At 63.9% G+C, this 15690-nt stretch carries 13 protein-coding genes; 6 read left to right on the top strand and 7 right to left on the bottom strand.

All coding sequences use genetic code 11. The features are described 5' to 3' along the window. Positions 1-1938: 1938 nt before the first annotated feature. Positions 1939-3294: a replication initiation protein gene (locus LJ656_RS14285; RefSeq protein WP_230510054.1), complete on the top strand. Its 1356-nt coding sequence runs from the start codon at positions 1939-1941 to the stop codon at positions 3292-3294. Between the two features lie 106 nt (positions 3295-3400). Here the strand turns inward: LJ656_RS14285 and LJ656_RS14280 are convergent, their stop codons facing one another. The 3 genes from LJ656_RS14280 to LJ656_RS14270 form a co-directional block, all read right to left on the bottom strand. Beyond that, entirely contained in the window at positions 3401-4450 is a 1050-nt protein-coding gene (locus LJ656_RS14280; protein WP_230510053.1) for a ParB/RepB/Spo0J family partition protein, read from the bottom strand. Positions 4451-4474: 24 nt separating this feature from the next. Beyond that, positions 4475-5137 (bottom strand): ParA family partition ATPase, encoded by a 663-nt coding sequence (gene parA, locus LJ656_RS14275; RefSeq protein ID WP_230510052.1) that lies wholly within the window; start codon positions 5135-5137, stop codon positions 4475-4477. 246 nt (positions 5138-5383) lie between these two features. Continuing rightward, a complete protein-coding gene (locus LJ656_RS14270; protein ID WP_230510051.1) occupies positions 5384-5761 on the bottom strand; it encodes a hypothetical protein in 378 nt (125 codons plus the stop codon). 635 nt (positions 5762-6396) lie between these two features. On the opposite strand from LJ656_RS14270, the gene arsC reads away from it, so the two are divergent. Then, positions 6397-6756, top strand: coding sequence for an arsenate reductase (glutaredoxin) (gene arsC, locus LJ656_RS14265; protein WP_230510189.1), 360 nt, complete (start codon positions 6397-6399; stop codon positions 6754-6756). 71 nt (positions 6757-6827) lie between these two features. Here the strand turns inward: arsC and LJ656_RS14260 are convergent, their stop codons facing one another. Further along, on the bottom strand, positions 6828-7811 hold the full coding sequence (locus LJ656_RS14260; RefSeq protein WP_230510050.1) for a sulfonate ABC transporter substrate-binding protein: 984 nt from the start codon (positions 7809-7811) through the stop codon (positions 6828-6830). A gap of 275 nt (positions 7812-8086) precedes the next feature. Between LJ656_RS14260 and LJ656_RS14255 the strand changes: the two genes are divergently transcribed. The 3 genes from LJ656_RS14255 (at position 8087) to LJ656_RS34870 (ending at position 10411) form a co-directional block, all read left to right on the top strand. Continuing rightward, complete coding sequence (locus tag LJ656_RS14255) at positions 8087-9463, top strand: GntT/GntP/DsdX family permease (RefSeq protein WP_230510049.1); 1377 nt, start codon at positions 8087-8089, stop codon at positions 9461-9463. 166 nt (positions 9464-9629) lie between these two features. Beyond that, positions 9630-9920: a DUF1272 domain-containing protein gene (locus LJ656_RS14250; protein WP_230510048.1), complete on the top strand. Its 291-nt coding sequence runs from the start codon at positions 9630-9632 to the stop codon at positions 9918-9920. A gap of 359 nt (positions 9921-10279) precedes the next feature. Continuing rightward, positions 10280-10411 carry a hypothetical protein gene (locus LJ656_RS34870; protein ID WP_256701922.1) on the top strand — a complete coding sequence of 44 codons (132 nt, stop codon included), beginning with the start codon at positions 10280-10282 and terminating at the stop codon, positions 10409-10411. A gap of 141 nt (positions 10412-10552) precedes the next feature. On the opposite strand, the gene LJ656_RS14245 is transcribed toward LJ656_RS34870, so the two are convergent. Beyond that, the gene (locus LJ656_RS14245) at positions 10553-10768 is read right to left on the bottom strand and encodes a hypothetical protein (RefSeq protein ID WP_230510047.1); all 216 of its coding nucleotides are present in this window, start codon (positions 10766-10768) and stop codon (positions 10553-10555) included. Between the two features lie 290 nt (positions 10769-11058). Between LJ656_RS14245 and LJ656_RS14240 the strand changes: the two genes are divergently transcribed. Beyond that, positions 11059-11613: an NADPH-dependent FMN reductase gene (locus tag LJ656_RS14240; RefSeq protein WP_230510046.1), complete on the top strand. Its 555-nt coding sequence runs from the start codon at positions 11059-11061 to the stop codon at positions 11611-11613. A gap of 132 nt (positions 11614-11745) precedes the next feature. On the opposite strand, the gene LJ656_RS14235 is transcribed toward LJ656_RS14240, so the two are convergent. Both LJ656_RS14235 and LJ656_RS14230 read right to left on the bottom strand, forming a co-directional pair. After that, positions 11746-12966 (bottom strand): hypothetical protein, encoded by a 1221-nt coding sequence (locus LJ656_RS14235; protein WP_230510045.1) that lies wholly within the window; start codon positions 12964-12966, stop codon positions 11746-11748. 375 nt (positions 12967-13341) lie between these two features. Beyond that, positions 13342-15636 carry a hybrid sensor histidine kinase/response regulator gene (locus tag LJ656_RS14230; RefSeq protein ID WP_230510044.1) on the bottom strand — a complete coding sequence of 765 codons (2295 nt, stop codon included), beginning with the start codon at positions 15634-15636 and terminating at the stop codon, positions 13342-13344. Between the last annotated feature and the right edge of the window lie 54 nt (positions 15637-15690).

Raw genomic sequence — 15690 nt, 5'->3', positions numbered from 1 at the left:
TAGTGCCAGCGGGGGTTGGGTCATCCGTGTTTCACGGGCTCGCGGGGAAAAGCTAGAGAGTAATAAAAGTAAACACCTTTGAACCCTTGTTAAAAACGTTAACGCCACGGCAAACCCTTGCCTGGCGGGGTTTACAGCGAGGTAAGGTGAAGCTTTGCGGGACAGGTGGTGAGCGTATACGGGGACTTCGAGTGATGAGGTTCGGGGACGCCGGTGAGCAGGTCCGGGAAAGAACGTGAGCGGGTTCAGGAAATGCCATATACATCGGGCTTTTCCAAAGGTGAGATTTTGCGGGACTTCGTCGCCCGGAATTGCCCGGCAGCATGCGAAAACCCCGGTCCGGATTGGTTCGCGCCGAAGTGAGCGTTTTCGGGAGGCCTTCGCACACCGGTTTTGCCGGCTATTTTGGGCCCGTAAACCTCAATGGTGAGACAGCTCGGGAGAAAACGGCGGACGAAGGTGAGGTTTTACGGGGCTGGAAAGCCGGTTTTGCTGAAACTTTGCGCATTTCGGGCCTTGAGGTGAGGTTTTACGGGAGCGTCGACGGGTTTCTGCCGGGAATCGGGCGCCAGCGCTTGCCGGCCGGTGCGGGGATTGGGGCAAAAGGTGAGCGGATTCGGGAGACGAGCGCGCGGCCGGATCAGGGGGTCTGTTTCCGGCACGGTTTTGCCGAAAGGTGAGGCTTTTCGGGAGATTTGGGGCCGCCTTTAGCACGCTAAGTTGAGGAAATACGGGGGCGAAATACCGCGGATGAGTCTTGGGAACTACGGCTGGCGGGGTTTTCCGGGGCACCGTTAACCAGATGTCGAACTCCCAAGGTGAGAGTTTTCGGGAGTATTCGAATCTCTGGTCGGAACGTGCTGCGCGGCCGAAAAGCGCTGTGAGGTGAGATTTTGCGGGAAACCACGACGGTCGAGGCTCGTCACATTTTTTCGTAAGTGATTGAAATCATTGAATTTGTAATGGCGGGCTGCTAAAGGTGAGCGTTTTCGGGACCTCGTTTGATAGCGCGTTAGGGCGGGTGGTTAACTAGAAAGGTGAGATTTTTCAGGAGGTAATTTTGAAGAAAGTCGGTACTGGTGCGGCCGGAGCGGATGCCGCTCCGCACCATCCGCTAGCGTCAAGGTGAGACTTTTCGGGGGGTCGGAGCGTTCGGACTTCGCGGAAGACGCGGTTTTGGTGGTAGCGGTGAGTCGATTGGGCTGGCGAAGCCGGATTTCGGGTGGTTGAATCGTGCGAAAACCTCGAATCTGTTTACCGGCAGGTCTCGGGATTGTTCGGTGAGTGCCGGAATGGTTAACCGCACATGAGACGACCGGGCGGCACTGCATGCGACGGCGCAGCTGTGTAGCGCCTCGCCGGAACGCTTTAGATGAGATGCGGTGCATATCCGTATGGCGCTCGCCATGCGCGCGGAACCTGGCTGTCTCACGTCATTCCGACCGCGGCCGCGGTCGCGGCTGCATATGCGCTCGCAGCCCCGAACCGGTTCGATGTCGGTGGATTGGCGCTCCGGTAGATAGGCGCGCGGCGGCGTTCAACCTGGGTGCGCTGTGCTGTCGATACGCGAACCGGTAACCCGGCCAGATGGTCAAGCCGTTATGCCTGCTTCGGCAAACCCAAACCGTTAACCGGTAAACCGGCCCCGGTTTACCGGCGCCACCCCAAAATCCACAAAAATTTTTTAAGGTGAGAAGATTCGGGATCGGATACTCCCCGTTCGGCCCGACCGGCAATGTGCCGGTTTTTGTCAGCGCCGCGACCTGCAAGGAACGCCCGAACCTGGCCGCCCAGCAATGAGGTGAGGGTTTTCGGGAGCGGTTCGAGGTGAGCCGCGCTTCGGAAACTCGCATCACCGGCAACGGTGAGACAGACGCTATAGACGCGTATCACCCCAGCCGGTATGCTCTCGCGAAATCCCCCTCCTCACCCCGACGCATGGCCACGAAGCGCGCGAAAAAGACCGATGTTGTCAGCCCGAGTTCGGCTGAACTGCGCAAAGCCGTCGAGGCGATCGCGATCCAGCCCAAGAGCGGCAAGATCACGCTGCTGACCCGCAAGCTGTTCAACGTGCTGCTCGCGGTGGCCCAGCAGGCGGACGAATCGGGCGACACGTATCGCGCGCTGCTGTCCGACATCGTCGCCAATTCCGCGTTCGATTCCAACGACACCGCGCTCGTCAAGGAGCATCTGCGCCGCATGGTGTCGGTGCAGGTCGAGTGGAGCACCGGCACGTCGAGTCAGAAGCCCGGCCGCAAATGGGGTATTTCGACGCTGATCGCCGATGCCGAAATTCTCGAAGATCCGACCACCCGCCGCGTGTGGGTCGAGTTTTCGTTTGCGCCGAAGATCAAGAAAAAGCTGCTCGATCCGGTGCAGTACGCGCGCCTGAGCCTGCAGTTCCAGAGTCAGCTGCGCAGCAGCGCGGGCCTCGCGCTCTACGAAATCTGCGTGCGCTATCTGACCAACCCGAGCCATCTGACGATGCGCGAAACCTGGGAATGGTGGCGCCCGATCCTTTCGGGCACGCCGGACACCGAGGCCGGCGACGAAGCGAAGCGCGAGTACAAGTATTTCAAGCGCGATTATCTGCGCCCGGCGATCGCCGAGGTCAACGCGGTCACGAACATCTTCGTCGAACTGATCGAGCATCGCGAAGGCCGGCGCGTCGCCGAAATCCAGTTCCGCGTGACCGAGCGCAAGCAGCCGATGCTCGCGCTCGACGAGCACCCGAACGTGTTCGACAGCACGCTGGTCGACCGGATGGTGAAGATCGGCATCCCGCTGAAGGAAGCGCAGACGCTGTACGCGGACAGCGAGGAAAATCGCATCCGCGCCGCGTTGCAGATGACCGAGCAGCGCATGCGCAGCACCTCGCTGCCGCCGGTGCGTAGCGCGCCGGCGCTGTTCAAGGATGCGCTGAAAAAGGGCTATGCGCCGCCGGTCGAGGCATTGCCGTCCACCGGCGCCGGAGCGGGCGGCAAGGCCGCGCTCGCGCCGGCCGACGATCTCAAGGCGCGGCTGCTCGGCGAATACTCGGCTTACCGCCGCAAGCAGGCGTACGAGCTGTACAACGAACAGGGCGACTCGGAGCGCGACGTCGCGCGTCAGTCGTTCGAGGAAGAGGAACTGCCGGGGCTCGGCACCCACATGCGCGACGACTGGCGTCGTCGTGGGCTGGAGTCGAAGATCGTGGAAACTGCGTTCTTCGACTGGCTCGCTCGCAAGACCTGGGGCGAACCCACCGATGGCGATCTGCTCGCCTTTACGCTGAGCCAGTCGCGCGCGGCGTAAGTCTTGACTGAGCGGAGCTCGAAGCTGGTCGGGTCGGGCTGGTAAGGTCGAAACTATCCGGATGAGCGCGGCGGCCGGTGTGTGCCGCCCCGCCCCCTTCTCTGCTTTACTTCAGCATCTTTTCAATCTGCCGCAGGATGTCGTCGCGCTTTTCACGCGTGAGACCCTTCAGGCGCAACTCGAGTCGATCGTCGCCGTACGACTTGAGGTCGCCAACCGAAACCCCACTAAGCTTGATTTCCAGACGCTGCGCATAGCGTTGCCGTCCCGCCGGCTTCGTGCTTTCCTGGGCGGTTGCGCGACCCTTGACGATGTCGGCCACCTGGCGGGTGCTCAGATCGTCGGCGAGGATCCGGTTGATCAGCCGCAGCGTCGCGTCCGTGCCGCGCGCGGCGTGGTAGCGCCCCACCTGGTACGCCATGTTCGAACCAAAGCGGTCGGGGCGCGCGACCATTTCCTGCATGATCGTCTCGGGCAACTTGGCGATCGACAGCGCAACCGCGACAGTCGATTCGTCGAGGCCGAGATGTTCGGCAAGCTCCTTCTGGCTCTGGAAATGCCGGTCGTCGAGAAAGCGCCGCCAGACCACCGCGTTGTCGAAGACCGTCTGCGAATCGCGCTGCACGTTCAAGTCGTAGCCGAGCTTGTAGCTTTGGATGCCGATCGGCAGATCGATGACGATCGCCTTCACCGATTCCTTGTTCGCCTCTTTCAGCGCGCGCACGCGCCGGCCGCCGTCGCTGACGAAGTAGTTGCCGGGGTTGTCGTAGTCGGGGATCACGTGAATCGCCTGCTGCTGCCCCTGCTTCGCCAGATTGACGGCGAGTTCGGCAATCGACGACTTCACATAGAAGTACCGTGGGTTGAACGGGCTCGGCTTGATGTTCTTCAGCGCGAGCTCGATCACCTGACCGGGACGATAGCCGTGCTCGAGCCGCCATGCCCGATAGGCCGCCGATTCGTTGGCCGACTCGGGCGCCTCGGCTTCCTGCAGACGCGGCACCACGGCCGGGATCGCGCGGCCGGCGACGGCTGGTTTGGCGTCGTTTCTGACCAGACCGTCGATCGCATTCAGACGATCGAGTGCGGTGCGCTTTTCGCTGCTGGTGGTATCGGGACGTGCTTGGAAGCCTTTGGCGAATTGGGACGGTTTCATTCAGGGTCCTTTATGCGCATAAATTCACGGGAGCAAGGCGGCGATTTCGTTCGCGCACGCCCGTACTTCTAGCGCGGCCATCTTCGCGCCGCGATCGTTCATCTGGAGTACCGTCTGCCCCAACGCCATTGCCTGCTTGTAGGCTTCCCGGGTCGGGATCTGGGTCTTCAGGAGCGGGAAGCCGAGTTCTTCGAGCGCGCGCTTGAGTTCGCGCGTGAGCATCCGCTTCTCTTCGGTCTTGTTGAGCAGGAACACCGCGCGCAGGTCTTCGTTCATCACCTGAGCCTGTTGGACCAGTTTGACGAGGCCGATGCTTGACCAGTAATCCGCGGGTGATGACGACGTCGGAATCACCGCGACACTCGCCGCGAGCAGGACGACGCCGGAAACTTTCTCGGTGATGGAGGGCGGGCAGTCGACCACGATGATGTCGTAGTCGGCCACGAACTTCTTGATCTCGCGATGGATCTGGCTGCCGGCTTCGGAGAGGTTGACGACGGGAAATGGGATACCGACATCGCCGTCAGAAGAGGCACTGGCCCAGTGAATCAGGGTGTTCTGACCATCCGCATCGACGACCAGGACGCGCTTGCCTTTCTCATGGAACGCAGCACCGAGATGCATCGCGATCGTGCTCTTCCCGACCCCGCCCTTCTGCTGTGTTACCGCGATGATTTCTGCCGCCAAATTCCACCTCCTCTTTTTAGATGCAAATGGATTTTACCTGGGCGAATTCGTATTTCAAACGATTTGTGTAAATGAGATCGGAATTAGCCTCCGAATTAGCCATTCGGCCAGGGCTTTATGCGCATAAAGGTTGCCGTGGTCTGGGCGGTTGCGGGAGTGATAGGCGGCACGCTGTGTGAGGTCTCTGTTGAGATAGGGCATGCGGTCGGGAGATCGGCTGTCGGACGATGAGGCGATGGACGATGCTTATGTTGGCTCGGGCGCGGATGTCCGAGGTTCTGCGGTACCTGTTTGCGGCGGCGTGCGATGCCCGATGCCCGATGCCCGATGCCCGATGCCCGATGCCCGATGCCCGATGCCCGATGCGCGGTAAGCGGTAAGCGGTAAGCGGTAAGCGGTAAGCGGTAAGCGGTAAGCGATGGCGATGGCGATGGCGATGGCGATGGCGATGGCGATGGCGATGGCGATGGCGATGGCGATGGCGATGGCGATGGCGATGGCGATGGCGATGGCGATGGCGATGGCGATGGCGATGGCGATGCCGATGCCGATGAGTCGCCGAGCATCTGGGGGTGCGAGTTTATGCGCATAAAGCCCGGACGGCACTCGTCGAGGTGTGGACATGCCGAAAGGCTTCAACTTCTGCGAGGGGTGCCAGTTCAGTCCAGTTCGCCGAGGCGGGAAACCGGTTTGCCCTGCCTTGCGGTCCCGCGCTGACCGGTTCGGCCGTGTGGTGGGGCCTCCGCGACAAGACGCAAATGGCTCTTCGGGTGAGATCGCGGGCGTGGACTATTTTGCGCTCGCTAGCGGCAACTGGCCTTGCGCGAAGTCGCAAAATGGGCCTCGTGTTTTCGACTGTGCCGCTCTTTCGGCGGCGCCGGTTTATGCGCATAAACCGACGCGTTGAACCTTGGGTGCCTCACCCGGACCGAGGGCACCCCAGTCGCTCAGTTGCGCATAGCGGCGAGAAATCTGTTGCGCGTGTCGCCGCATCGGTGCCTGCCAACCCGCCCATTGACGCCCTGCCCTTCCGTTCCTTGGCATCCAGGCCGACGGTCCGCCGTAACAGTCGCGCGCGCCTGAGACCGAACTGCTCGCCCGAAGCACCGCTGGTTTATGCGCATAAACCAGGTACCGCCGCCGACCTTCAGACCTGCCCGTGCCCCGCCCCTCTCAGAATCCGCATCGCCCGTTCAGCCGCTAAAATCGCACATCACGTCCCTCGCGGCGCAACCCTTTATGAGGCGCTATCCACCGCAATGATCACCATCTATCACAACCCTCGCTGCTCCAAATCCCGCGCTGCTTGCGAACTCGTCGCTGGCACCTATAACAGCGCGAACGAGCCGATCGAAGTCGTCGAATATCTGAAGCAGCCGCTCACCGTTGAGGAACTCAAGAAGCTCAACGCGCAACTCGGTTGCCCGGTGCGCGACATGATTCGCGACACCGAAGCCGAATACAAAGAACTCAATCTGGCCGACCTGTCGCTGACCGATGCCGAGCTATACGACGCTGTCGCTCAACATCCGATCCTGCTGCAACGTCCGATCGTCGTCCGAGGCGGCCGTGCGGTGATCGGCCGCCCACCGGAAAACATCGCCGCGCTGTTCTCCTGAGCGTCCAGGCGTTCTGCCCGACGCCAAACACGCGCGTCGAAATACACACGACCCCGATCCACTCAGCGGCGTTACGCCTTGATCCCCAGTGCCGCATCTTTCGTCACGATCTTCGTTGGGATCAACCGCAATTCGCTGAACGTATCCGCGATACGTTGCTGTTCCGCCAGCACCTGTGCATCGACCGGCTTATAGATATGCGCGTAATGGCGCAAGCCCGCTTCGATCACGCTCGGGTCGAGTCCCTGAATCGGCGCCAGTTGCGCGGCAGCTTCGCCGTAGTGGCCACGCACCCACTCACCTTCCTTGCCGACTTCGTCGATCACGATCGCCAGCACGTCGCCATTCTGTTGTGCGAATGGGCGCGCGCTAAGAAAGAACTGGTGGTGACTCACGATGCCCTCGGCGTCCGCTAGCAGTCGCGCATTGGTCTGCCGCTTCGCGGCTTCGAGGAACGGATCCCAGATCGCCCACGCGTCGACCGCGCCACGTTCGAAGGCCGCGCGGGCGTCCGCCGGCGGAAGATAGACGGGTTGAATCTCATTGAACTTGACGCCGTTCTTCTGCAGCGCGGCGACCAGAAACCAGTGCACATCCGAACCTTTGTTCAGCGCGATTTTCTTGCCTTTCAGATCGGCTAGCGTTTTGATCGGTGCGTCCGGATGCACGAGGATGCCTTCGGCATGCGGCGTCGGAATTTCATAAGCGGTATAGACGAAGTTCGCGCCCGCCGCTTGTGCGAACACGGGCGGCGCTTCGCCGACATAGCCGAAGTCGATCGCACCGACGTTCAGCCCTTCGAGCAACTGAGGGCCGGCCGGAAACTCGGTCCATTTGACCGCGATGCCGAGCGGCGTGAGTCGCTTCTCGAGCGTCCCGTGCGCCTTGAGCAGCACGAGCGTGTTCGCGGCTTTCTGATAACCGATGCGCAACTCCTTCGGACGGCCGTCGGCGGCGAAGGCGCTAGATGAAATGACCGGCAACGCGGCGGCGGCCAGCGTTGCACCGGCGCCGGCGAGAAACGCGCGGCGCGTGAAAAGCGGATGACGGGACATGACAGTGCTCGAAAAAAATGACGGGCGCCAGATGGCCCGATTGGCTCCGACGATAATTCGTCTGCCCGCCTGGACGAACCGATAAATTCGCATAAGCAAATCACGCGAATGCAGCGCAGCCTCAACGCGGTCCCGCGTGGCCCGTGGCCAACGCCGCACCCCCTCCCCCGCTACAATCCTCCGACGAAATACCTTCCTTCGCAGCGCGCAACCGCGCTGCCCGCCGCGTCCCGCGCACTCCATCGACCGAAACCGAAAATGGGAAGCCACCAATCGTGCCTCTAACGACCACCCTGGCCCCGTGGGCCGCCCACGACACCCAACTGATCCTCGCCTGCGCGCTCGGCCTCGCGGTGATCATCGTCGCCATCGGCGTCCTGAAGCTCGCACCGTTCCTGTCGATTCTGGTCGGCACCTTCGCCGCGGGTTTCGCGGCCGGCCTGCCGCTCGACGCCGTCGCGAGCGCGTTCAGCAAAGGCGCCGGCGCGTTGCTCGGCGACGTCGGCATCATCATTGCGCTGGGCGCGATGCTCGGTGCGCTGATGGCCGAATCGGGCGCGGCCGACCGGCTGGTGTCGACGATCCTCGAGCACTCGAGCCCGCGCACGCTGCCGTGGATGATGGCCGTCGTCGCGTTATTGATCGGCCTGCCGCTGTTCTTCGAAGTCGGTCTCGTGATGATGGTGCCGATCATCTTCGTGATGGCGCGCCGCTCGCAGCAGCCGATCCTGCGCATCGCGATTCCCGCGCTCGCCGGCATGACGACGCTGCACGCGTTGCTGCCGCCACATCCGGGACCGCTGATCGCCGTCAGCGCGTTGCATGCCGATCTGGGTTTGACGCTCGGTCTCGGCCTGATCGTCGCGATTCCGGCAGTGATTCTCGCGGGTCCGCTGTATGGGATCTGGCTGTCCAAACGGCTGCACGTCGCCGAGCCCGAGGAAATGGGCAAGCTGTTCAGCGCCGAAAAGGATGCCGGCGAGCCGCCAGGCTTCGCGATCTCGCTGATTACGATCCTGTTGCCGGTCGTGTTGATGCTCGGTCGCACGGTCGCGAAACTGCTGCTTCAACCCGAAACGCTGCCATTCGACATCCTGAATTTCCTGGGTGAGCCGTTGATTGCGCTAGGCCTGACCGTGCTGTTCGCGATAGTCGCGCTCGGCTGGTCGCGCGGGATGGCGCGTGAGCGTGTCGGCGGCATTCTGCGCAAGAGCCTGCCGCCGATCGCGGCGCTGTTGCTCACGATCGGTGCCGGCGGCGGCCTCAAGCAGGCACTGGTAATCGCGGGCATCAGCACGACGATCGGCAAGATCGCGGTCGGCGCGCACATGCCGCTGATCCTGCTCGCGTGGCTGATCGCTGTCGCGTTGCGCCAGGCCACCGGCTCGGCGACAGTCGCGACCACCACCACGGCCGGGATCGTCGCGCCGGTGGTCGCCGGTCTCAGCACGACGCACAACTCACTGATGGCGCTTGCGATCGGTGCGGGCTCGGTGTTCTTCTGCCACGTGAACGACGCCGGTTTCTGGATGGTCCGCGAATACTTCGGACTCCAATTGAAGCAGACGGTGCTGGTGTGGTCGGTGTTGCAGACGATCGTATCGGTGGTCGGACTTGCGTTGACGCTGGTGCTGTGGACCGCGTTGACGTGAACAGGACGCGGCGGCGGACGTGATCGACGCACGTGGTGGGGTCCGGCTCGCGCACACGTGCGCGCACGTGGTACGGCCGCCTTCCCGCGACCGTCTGCGCCGCTTACACTGACCGCCAGGCGACGCGCACCGTGCGCGTCGCGTCCATCGAAAGCGGAGCCACGTGATGCTCGAATTGCGACCCACCTGCGAAGGCTGCGGCAAGTCCCTCCCGCCCAATGCGGCCGACGCGATGATTTGCACGTACGAATGTACGTTCTGCGAAGTATGTGCGTTGACCACGCTGCGCAACGTATGCCCGAATTGCGGCGGCAATTTTGCGCATCGGCCGATCCGCACCCGCGCGCAACTCGCGAAGCATCCGGCCAGCACTGACGCGCATCCGGTCGCGATCGATCAGGCGTCGCACGCGAGCTTTTTCGAACGCTACCGGGACTTGCCGCCCGGCGAGCGCTAAGCGAGGCCGGCAAGACCGGCGGGCTGGACAGATCGACACGCCACGTCTTTGCCCAAGCGAAGCGGCACCGAACTCCGATTAATCTCGCGCGCCAAAGCCGCACGCTGATCACAACAGAAATTCATTCTTGCAGAAAATGATATGGCCGCATGGCAACGGCCATCCCGGCCAAGTGCCGCATAACAAACAAAGCCACGCCCCTTCCCCATCTCCGCCCGAGAGGCGTCCAATCTCAATTATTGCAATAAATTAAAAAATATCTTTTCGTCTTTGTTGTTTGTGGGCGCCAGGCGGATCGCTATTCTTCACGCCATCGATCGCATCCGATCGCGCCAACCCCACGCAACCAAGGACTTACGATGAAACGCCTGATCTCCGCCCTGCTCGCTTCCACCGCGCTGTTCGCCGCTGCTTCGGGCGTGGCTCACGCCGACGCGCCGAAGCCGTGCAACGGCCCGGCGTCGTACTGCAACGTGTTCTTCGGCAACTAGGCTTCGAAGCCGGCAGAAACACGCAGAAGCGCAAAAAAAGGGCGCCGTTCTCGCGAACGGCGCCCTTTTTGTATCCCGCACAGGCGTCGCCAAGGCGCTGCGCGTTACACAGCCGGTCTTCCTATCCACAGCCCGCGTCGTCTACCGATCGGGCGCCTTCCCACCGCCGTCGAGCCCAGCGCCGGTGCGCCACACCTGCTTGCCTTTCTCGGAAAGTTCGCCGCAGCTATGGGTGCTGTCGGCCTCGACGCCGTCGACCGCCATCTCGCCGCCGGCCGGCTCCTGCGCGCGCTGCCGGGCTTTCTTGCGCGCGGCGACCGCTTCGTCGTGGGATTTTCCTGCGTAGTCGTTACTCATGGTCCGGTCCTCCAGAAGGTCGGTGCATCCGTTTGCCTCAAATCGTTACGCACCGGAAGCAGGCTTGATTGACAAGGCAAAAGTGTCACTTATCCACAAGGTTATTCAGTGAATCTGTGGATAACTTTTAGCCCGGCCGGGTTATCCACCGCTCTAGCCGTCCGCCGCCATGCGGGCGGGCGCCATCCGCCAATTTGCCGCCGCTGTTACGCCATCTCGCGCGGCTTTTGCCTATGATTGTCAGTTCGTACCCTTTTGCGCGTCGAGCGCCCACCCCCAAGGAAGCGAATATGGCCTCTCACATTGCAGTTGTCGTCGGCAGCCTGCGACGGGATTCGTTCAATCGCCAGCTGGCTCAGGCGGTGATTTCTCTTGCTCCGTCCGACTTCACGTTCGAATTCATCGATATCGGTTCCCTGCCGCTGTACAGCCAGGACTACGATGCCGACTATCCGGAAGCCGGCCGGCAGCTCAAACAGCGGATCGAGGCGGCGGACGCTCTGCTGTTCGTGACGCCCGAATACAACCGCTCGATCCCGGGCGTGCTGAAGAACGCGCTCGACTGGGGCTCGCGCCCGTGGGGCACGAATTCGTGGGGCAACAAGCCCGGCGCGGTGATCGGCACGTCGCTCGGCGCGACCGGCACCGCGCTCGCGCAGCAGCATCTGCGCAACGTGCTCGCGTATCTCGACGTCGCGCTGATGGGACAGCCCGAGGTGTTCATCAAACACGATGCGGCCGTGATCAACGAAAAAGGCGAGATCCTCAACGAGGGCACGCGCAAGTTCCTGCAGGGCTTCGTCGATCGCTATGTCGCGTGGGTCAAGCGGCAGACGGCGGCGTAACGTATCGCAGCACCCTTCTGATCCAGCGCGTGCCGCCGTTCCAGCGGCCGCGCTTGCCCGCCCCCGATCGTTCCGGCTGCTCGCGCCTCAGCGCGCGAGCAGCCCTCTTCAACGCTTCAGCCCCTCGAGCCTCTACACGTGGTGATGCCCGGTCACCCGTTCCCAGCCATGCCGCACCGCGACCTTGAAGCGCTCCCACGTGGTATCGGGCGACGTCGCTTCCCAATGACGCCGTGCCTCGGGCTCGATCTCTTCCCACGGACGATCATGGAAGCGCGCGTCGCGGCCGATCTCCGCGCCATAGCGGTAAGCCGGCACGTAGTCTTCGTAGCGCGCGTTCTCGGCCGCATACTCGTCGTCATAGTGGGCGCGAAAATCTTCTTCGTACTCCAGATATTCGTTCGGCATCTGGCCGCCGAGACCGGCGGTCGGCTGCGCGCTGCCGGAGACGATCTCCGACGGCTGCATCACCGCGCCCGAGCCCGGCACCGCGCCGGCGGCGAGCGCGCTGCGGCCGACATCGTCGACAAGCGGATCCACGACGGGCTCGTTGAGCGGATCGCTGCCCGGCCGCTGCTCCTTCGGCGGCGGCACGAACGATTCGGCTTCGGTGTTGGCCGGCTGCGGCGCCACGCCTGTGAGCGGATCGGTGGCGAGCTGTTCGCTGGCGGGTGTCGCGAGCGGCCGCGTGGTGCCCGCCTGCGGGGTGCCGGTCACCGAATTCGCAGCGGTTGCTCCGGCGATACCGGTCGACTCGGCCGCGTTCGCCGCGCTTGCGGCGCCTGTCATACCGGTGGCCCCCGCGGCCCCGGTAACTCCGGCCGCGCCGGCGCCAACACCCGCGCCAGCGCCGGCTGCTCCCGTCCTTCCACTCGTCGGAGCCACGCCCCCAGTCGTCGCACTCGACGTATGCGGCGTCCCAGGCATCACCGCGCCGATCCCCAGCTCATCGAGGATCGAATGATCGCGTGAGCCCGCGGGTTCGGTGTCCATCTCCGGCAGCCGGTCGCCGATATCGGTCGCGCCGAGCCGCACCAGCGTATTGCGCGCGAGTTCCGCGTGCGATTCGCTGACCGCGTGCACGCACACCAGCACCGCACCGCGGCGCATCGCTTCGGCGTAGCGCGCGGTTTCGGCGGAGCGCGAACCGGTCGAGAACAGACTGCTGAAGAAGCGTTCGAGGTTCGCGAGCACGCCCGCATTGGCCACCTCGCCGGTGGCCGAGCCGACGGTCGGTTCGCCGCTCGCCTGCAACTCGATCTTGTCGCGCGCAAAGCCGGTTTGCACGAGTGTGTCGCGGGCGATTTCGGCCTGCGGGTAGCTGTCGAATAAACCAATCACGGTATGTTGCATGGTCGTCTCCCGACATGTTCTGATGAACCGGGCGGCGCCACGCGCGCCGTCCCTTCTGCATCGCGGGATGCCGCAACCTTCATGCCGGAACGAGGCACGCGCTGGAGCCGTTGGCCGCGCTCGCCGTAGCTGGCCGCCCAGGCGGGCAGCGGCGATTCGCGTACGCAAAAAAACCGGCGTACGGCTGCCGCGCTTTTACAAGGATCGGTAAATGACGCCGGGGTAATGTCTTAGGCAAACCAGTTTCTGGGACTGAAGCCGATTCCGTCATTCATCGCCAATGACGTGGAAAAGAACCCTCAGATCGAAGCCGATCTGACGCGCTTCGCTGTGCACCTGGACGAACATCTGCGCGCCGGAGTTTGAACGGAACCATCACAGATCGGCCGCGTGCGTCTGCGGATCGGCGCCGCTTTGCGCGAGATTGTGCTGGATCGTTTCGAGCAGCTTTTCCAGCAGCCCGATATCGAACGGCTTGGACAGCACCCGCACGTTCACATGCCGCGCGCGGTCGAGTTCCTCCGCGTAGCCGGTCACCAGAATCACCGGCAGTTGCGGATCGTGCGCGAGCACCGCTTCGGCGAGATCGATGCCGTTCAGCTTGCCCGGCATGTGGATGTCCGACAGCACCAAGTCGTACGGCAGCGGCTCGCCGGTGCTGGCGCGCTTCGCGCGCGCGTCGTCGAGCAGACGCAGCGCCATGTCGGCGTTGAACACGCAGCTGACCTGGTGGCCCATCATCTGCAGCAGCGCCTCGGTGCCGGCCGCCACTTCCGCGTTATCTTCGACGAGCAGGATGCGCAGCCCGTGCGGCGCGTCGTGTTCCAGCGCCAGGGCCTCGTCCGGCCGCAGCGCCTGCGGCTCGCTCGACGCGCGCGGCAGATACAGCCGCACCGAGGTGCCCGCGCCGATCGCGCTGTCGATCGCTGCGAGTCCGCCCGAGCCCTCGCAGAACGCAAACACCTGCGGCAGGCCGAGACCGGTGCCCGCACCCTTCGGCTTGGTCGTGAAAAGCGGCTCGAACGCGCGCGCGAGCACCTCGGGCGCCATCCCGGTGCCGGTGTCCTCGAGCGAGAGCTGCACGAACTCGCCGGTCAGCGGAAAGCCGTCCTCGTGACGGAACACCACGTTGCTCGCGCGCACCGTGAAACGGCCGCCGTTGGCCATCGCGTCGCGCGCATTGACCGCGACGTTGATGAGCGCGAGCTCCAGTTCCGCGACGTCGACGCGCACCGGCCACGTATTCACGCCGGCGTCGATCACCAGTGACACCTTCGCGCCCAGCGACGCGCGCAGCAATTCGCGCGCGGACGGCAGCCACTGTTCGAGCGACAACGTCTCGGTGCGCAGCGGCTGCTTGCGGGCGACGCCGAGCAACTGCCGGGTCAGCGACTGGCCGCCCTTGAGCGCGCGTTCCATCGCCGCCAGTTCGCGCTCGAGGCCGCTGACGCCGCGCCGCCGCACGATCTGCACGTTGGCCGACAGGATCATCAGCAGGTTGTTGAAGTCGTGCGCGACGCTGCCGACCAGCGTGCCGAGCGCCTCCATCTTGCGCGACTGCCGGTATGCGGATTCGATCGAGCGGCGCATCGACGCCTCGGCCTGCCAGCGCACCCATGCCTCCTGTTCCGCGCCGAGCCGCCGCAACGACAGCCACAGCACGCACCACAGCGCGATCGACGGCGTGAACATCGACAGGATCAGCACGCTCAGGTGACGGTACCAGGCAGTCCAAAGCGCCGACGTGCGATAGCCGCACAGCACGTAGACCGGATACGAGCCGACCCGCCGGAAGGCGACGATCAGATTGCCGTCGGCCAGATTCGAGCGCATCCGCACGACCCCGGCGCGCCGTCCCTCGGCGACCGCGGCGGCGAACGGCGAGTCGGCCGCGAGCGCAGTGGGGGCGCGCGGACCACGCGGGTAATACGCGAGCAGCGCGCCGTCGGTGCGCACGAGGCTCATCAGCATCGGCGTGCTGCTGCTGCCGCCGAGCAGCTCACGGTAGAACGCATCGAAATAGCTCGGCCGCAGCGCGATCGAGACCACGCCGGCGAAGCTGCCGTCGGCGCCCTTGCGCTCGACGCCCATGTTGAACACCTGCTCGCCGGCAACATGCCCGACCATCACCTTCGACACGTGTTCGAGCGCATTGCCGCTGCGAATGCCGACGAAATCGTCGCGCCCGCCGATCGACAGCGCCGGCGACGGAAAGTAGCGGCTGGTCGCGAGCAACGCGCCGTCGACGCCGAAAATCGACACGGCGGCGACTTGCGGATAGCCGCCGCCCATCGTGCGCAGCTTGTCGTGAATCGCCGCTTCGCGCGCGCGGATGCCGTGGTCGTCGAGGCCCGCGGTCAGATCGACGATGCGCGAGTTCAGCGTTTCGTTCATGTCGAACACCTTCAGCGCGTGCTCTTCGGCGACCCGCACCGTGCGCAGCGTCTGATCGGTCGAGTCGGCCTCGCGGGTGCGCAGATCGTTGTACGCCATCGCCGCGACGTAGACGAACGGCAACACGATCGCGGCCACCAGCAGCGCGATCAGCGTGATGCGCCGGACCTGGAAGTTCTGTTCCGGCACGGCGGGGAATGACGCGTCGTCCGGCTCGTCGCCAGGGCGGCGGGAAAGTCGGCTCGCGCGAGCGGAGTCGGCCCGGTCTGAAGTCATTGTCGATAAAGGCTCGAGTCGGTCGGAACTGGCAGCCCCGTAGCGTGCCGGGAT

This window comes from Paraburkholderia sejongensis (assembly GCF_020880815.1).
GTDB lineage: Bacteria > Pseudomonadota > Gammaproteobacteria > Burkholderiales > Burkholderiaceae > Paraburkholderia > Paraburkholderia sejongensis.
Note: the sequence above shows the minus strand (reverse complement) of the source record. Positions and strands in the feature narration are given on the sequence as shown.

Excerpts from the sequence above, each read along its gene's own strand:
- LJ656_RS14280 (WP_230510053.1), bottom strand. The coding sequence starts at position 4,450 with ATGAAACCGTCCCAATTCGCCAAAGGCTTCCAAGCACGTCCCGATACC.
- LJ656_RS14270 (WP_230510051.1), bottom strand. The coding sequence starts at position 5,761 with ATGTCCACACCTCGACGAGTGCCGTCCGGGCTTTATGCGCATAAACTC.
- arsC (WP_230510189.1), top strand. The coding sequence starts at position 6,397 with ATGATCACCATCTATCACAACCCTCGCTGCTCCAAATCCCGCGCTGCT.
- LJ656_RS14235 (WP_230510045.1), bottom strand. The coding sequence starts at position 12,966 with ATGCAACATACCGTGATTGGTTTATTCGACAGCTACCCGCAGGCCGAA.
- LJ656_RS14240 (WP_230510046.1), top strand. The coding sequence starts at position 11,059 with ATGGCCTCTCACATTGCAGTTGTCGTCGGCAGCCTGCGACGGGATTCG.
- LJ656_RS14250 (WP_230510048.1), top strand. The coding sequence starts at position 9,630 with ATGCTCGAATTGCGACCCACCTGCGAAGGCTGCGGCAAGTCCCTCCCG.
- LJ656_RS14260 (WP_230510050.1), bottom strand. The coding sequence starts at position 7,811 with ATGTCCCGTCATCCGCTTTTCACGCGCCGCGCGTTTCTCGCCGGCGCC.
- LJ656_RS14230 (WP_230510044.1), bottom strand. The coding sequence starts at position 15,636 with ATGACTTCAGACCGGGCCGACTCCGCTCGCGCGAGCCGACTTTCCCGC.
- LJ656_RS14285 (WP_230510054.1), top strand. The coding sequence starts at position 1,939 with ATGGCCACGAAGCGCGCGAAAAAGACCGATGTTGTCAGCCCGAGTTCG.
- LJ656_RS34870 (WP_256701922.1), top strand. The coding sequence starts at position 10,280 with ATGAAACGCCTGATCTCCGCCCTGCTCGCTTCCACCGCGCTGTTCGCC.
- LJ656_RS14245 (WP_230510047.1), bottom strand. The coding sequence starts at position 10,768 with ATGAGTAACGACTACGCAGGAAAATCCCACGACGAAGCGGTCGCCGCG.